At 21.4% G+C, this 2,637-nt stretch carries 5 protein-coding genes; all 5 read left to right on the top strand.

Annotation, left to right across the window (positions count from 1 at the left end):
* Positions 1 to 269 precede the first annotated feature (269 nt).
* Complete coding sequence (locus KTO59_RS03970; protein ID WP_284928754.1) at positions 270 to 404, top strand: hypothetical protein; 135 nt, start codon at positions 270 to 272, stop codon at positions 402 to 404.
* Positions 405 to 582: 178 nt separating this feature from the next.
* Positions 583 to 1,080 (top strand): Panacea domain-containing protein, encoded by a 498-nt coding sequence (locus KTO59_RS03965; protein ID WP_284928753.1) that lies wholly within the window; start codon positions 583 to 585, stop codon positions 1,078 to 1,080.
* Between the two features lie 45 nt (positions 1,081 to 1,125).
* Positions 1,126 to 1,467, top strand: coding sequence for a hypothetical protein (locus tag KTO59_RS03960; RefSeq protein WP_284928752.1), 342 nt, complete (start codon positions 1,126 to 1,128; stop codon positions 1,465 to 1,467).
* Positions 1,468 to 1,842: 375 nt separating this feature from the next.
* Positions 1,843 to 2,064 carry a hypothetical protein gene (locus KTO59_RS03955; protein ID WP_284928751.1) on the top strand — a complete coding sequence of 74 codons (222 nt, stop codon included), beginning with the start codon at positions 1,843 to 1,845 and terminating at the stop codon, positions 2,062 to 2,064.
* Positions 2,065 to 2,202: 138 nt separating this feature from the next.
* A complete protein-coding gene (locus tag KTO59_RS03950; protein WP_284928749.1) occupies positions 2,203 to 2,508 on the top strand; it encodes a hypothetical protein in 306 nt (101 codons plus the stop codon).
* Positions 2,509 to 2,637 lie beyond the last annotated feature (129 nt).

Genomic DNA, 2,637 nt, shown 5'->3' with positions numbered 1-2,637 from the left:
AATACCAGCTACAACAGCGGTAACATTTAAACTTTCTAAAACAATCAAAAATATTGTTAAAAACATTGATTTAAAAGAAACAATTTAACAAAAAAGAAACTTTTCAAAGTTTCTTTTTTTTATTATTTTCAAAAACAATAATTTTTATTTTCGAAAATAAAAAAACAACACCATGACGCAACCCCAACAAGACAAATACATTAAGGTCTTTAAAAAAATATATATATTATTTTTAAAAAAAAAAAAAAACAAGAAAGGAACGAAATAAAATGACATACACTCAAATTATTGAAACTATAATAGCTTCATTTTTAGGTAGTTTAATTATCTTCTCTGCTGGTCTGGTAATAGGTTATAAACACCGACAACACGACAAAAAAGAAGGTAAAAATCAACTAGAATAACCACACACAACAACTAGCAAAGCCATTAAACCAAAAACAAAAAGGAGTAAAAAACCAATCATGACCAAAAAACAAACACAACAAAAAATACTTTCTCTTGAAAAACAATTAAAATTATTATATAATTTAATTAATATATAATTTAATTAATATTAAAAATAAAGGAGTTGTTTTAAATATGGAAAATAATTTAGATATAAAAAAAGATATTGAAAAAACTCAAATTAATGTTTTTGATTTTGCTAATTATTTAATTGAAAAAGCACATCAAGAAAATCAAGAAATAAATAATACCAGATTACAAAAGTTATTATATTATGCACAAGCTTATTATTTAGTGAATAATAATAAACAACCTTTATTTGAAGAACCTATTGAAGCTTGGGATTATGGCCCTGTTATACCAGATTTATACTTTGAATTTAGAAAATTTGTTTTTAATAAAATAGTTAAATCATCAAAAGCAACTAATAATCAACTTTCAATAAAACAAAAAGAAGCATTAGATTTTGTATTGTATAAATATAAAAATAAAAGTGCCAATCAATTAAGCAAACAAACACACAAAGAAGATCCATGGCAAGATAGATTTGAAAATTTTGATTTTATGTTAAATAGAATTACTAATGATGATTTATATAATTATTTTTATAAAAAAATGAAGAAAATAATATAAAAGATAAGTTTTTTAATTTTATAATTGTTTATCTTAAAGAATTATATGAAAAAAAATTTTTATTTTAAATATACTTTTGATGATGCAAAGTATAAAATCTTAAAAGATTTTAAAAATTTAACAAAAGATGAAGAAAATCAAATTATAATAAAATTAAATGAATATTCAAAATTTCTTTTTTCAGATTTGAAAGACGGTAAAAAATTTAGAAAATTAGGGAAAAATGAATTATTAGAAAACAAAAACAAAAAAATTTTATTAAGAGCTTCGAGTTGTGGGTTAGATAATTATGAAAAATTAATTTATCAACTTTATATAAAAAAAATGCGTTTAATCGGAATTATTATTAATAATAAGTTTATTATTATTTCAATTTTTAAAAAATAATTACAAAAACAAACAAAAACAACAAATGCCAAGACATAAAAAAACCAATTTCAAACATAAATAATAACAAATAATTTATATTTGTGTTATTATTGTTATAGACTAGTTAATCCCATAATAACGTTGTTTTGTTGGGGATTGGATTGGTTGATTAGTGAATATGTTTTGTAAATAGTTATAAATTCTTTCTGAATGTTAAAAAATGTTAAATATAAAAAAAAGATCTAAGCTTAGAGGCTATCTAGGTTTTTATTTTTTGTAATAATTATTACAATCAACGATGTTTTTTTATGTTTATTTTTCTTTAATATTTTTTTAGCTCATGCAAAACATTTAGTACAAACTAAAAACCCTTGTAAAAGAACAAATTCAAGCTTGGATTTACGGTCCTGTTTTCCTAAATTATGTACACAACTAAAAGAATTTACTTATAAACCATTAAATCCTAATTCTTTATCAATGGGAGATGTAACTAAAATAAATGCCACTCAAAAACAAATTCTTAATGATATTATTTTATTATATGGTGATAAAGAAGCCAGTTTTTATCTCAACAAACTCACGAAGAAGACCCATGGAAAAATATATATTATATAAATTCTGATTGGTCTAAAAACATTATTAAAAATAAAGATATTTTAGAATATTTTCTAAAAATACTGACCACATTTGTTAATATGAATCAAACAATTAATGAACTTTTTTGTTATCGATTCGATCAAGATTTAACAAATATTGCAAGTTTTACAAACAATAAAAACATTTAAACAAGTTTTAGAAAAAGTTATTATTCCATTAAATAAATATATTAAGTATACATGGCAACAAATGATGAATTGTAAAGGGCCTAGATATCATTCAGTTTCAAAAGACAATCTTTCTAAAAAAAGGTTTAAATATGTTGTTAACCTTTCTGAAGATGAGCCTATTTATCAAATAGCTCTTCATTTGAAAGAACGTGTTTATGGTATAACTGTTGGTAAATATTTTGTTATTATTGCCTATTATCCAGGTCATAAAGGAAATAAAAAACAAAAATAAATTATTTAAACAATATTACTATTAAGATAAGCTTACAAGCTTATCTTTTTTTTATTATATTTTCTAAAATTACCTTATCATTCTTCAAATTTAATTTGGGTATAATAATACTTGATTGTCTCAATTCGT

Origin of the sequence: Candidatus Phytoplasma sp. AldY-WA1, from assembly GCF_020312115.2 — a bacterium.
In the GTDB taxonomy this organism is placed as follows: domain Bacteria; phylum Bacillota_I; class Bacilli_A; order Acholeplasmatales; family Acholeplasmataceae; genus Phytoplasma; species Phytoplasma vitis.
Note: the sequence above shows the minus strand (reverse complement) of the source record. Positions and strands in the feature narration are given on the sequence as shown.

Coding starts and splice junctions, on each gene's coding strand:
- KTO59_RS03970 (WP_284928754.1), top strand. CDS start 270: ATGACATACACTCAAATTATTGAAACTATAATAGCTTCATTTTTAGGT.
- KTO59_RS03965 (WP_284928753.1), top strand. CDS start 583: ATGGAAAATAATTTAGATATAAAAAAAGATATTGAAAAAACTCAAATT.
- KTO59_RS03960 (WP_284928752.1), top strand. CDS start 1,126: ATGAAAAAAAATTTTTATTTTAAATATACTTTTGATGATGCAAAGTAT.